The sequence below is a fragment of the Micromonospora sp. SL1-18 genome, from assembly GCF_047921505.1.
Taxonomy (GTDB): Bacteria; Actinomycetota; Actinomycetes; order Mycobacteriales; family Micromonosporaceae; genus Micromonospora.
In genome coordinates, this window is the sequence record NZ_JBLROA010000197.1 from 1 (window position 1) to 706 (window position 706).

At 72.2% G+C, this 706-nt stretch carries 1 protein-coding gene and 1 pseudogene; both read right to left on the bottom strand.

Features of this window, described 5'->3' with window-relative positions; all coding sequences use genetic code 11:
* A pseudogene (locus ACNAW0_RS30525) lies at positions 1 to 381 on the bottom strand (cell division protein FtsK); the annotation flags it as partial.
* Between the two features lie 3 nt (positions 382 to 384).
* Positions 385 to 706 (bottom strand): hypothetical protein (locus ACNAW0_RS30530; protein WP_416291506.1); only part of this gene is annotated, 322 nt, incomplete at its 5' end.

A 706-nucleotide genomic window follows, 5' to 3' on the forward strand; every position in this document is an offset into this window, starting at 1 on the left:
CGGGACCGCGAGTTTGGCGGTGGCCATCGCGGCGTGCCAGCGCTGGCGGTAGACGATCCGCCGGTACTGGGCCAGCACCGGCCACCAGCCGAAGCGCAGGAACGACGGCCGGTGACCGAAGGCCCAGCCGGCGACGACAGCGCCCAGCGAAGCAAGGAACCCGATCGGGCCAGCCCAGCCGTACCGCAGGTACAGCCAGCCGAAGAACGCGGTCGGGGCGGTGACGTACCAGAAGCGGACCACGAGCACGAGCAGGCGGACGAGGCCCTTCACCGTCCACCAGGTCAGGGCCAGCCACATCGGGATGCGAATGAACGGGGTGCGGACGTTGATCGGGGCGGAGTCGATCCGCTCTCCCCGGATCACGTTCACCAACGGCACAGGTCAGCCCTCCCCCACCGTGGCGGCGAACAGCGATGCCTGCCCCGGCGAGCCGGGACGACGGCGAACGACCCGACGACGCACCGGCATCCGGGCCGGGACGAGCGCGGCCAGGTCGACCGGTCCCGACTCCGGAGCGGGAACGTGACGGGTCATGGTCGGCAACCACCGGCCACGACCGAGCACGGCGCGCAGGTCGACCCGGTCGGAGACGTGCGGGGCGATCAAATCGGGGTCGAGGTGGCGCAGCTTCACTACCGTCCGGGCCAGCGCTGCGGCGGCGGCGGAGATCTCGACCAGGGCGGCGACGCGGACGGCGTCGGCC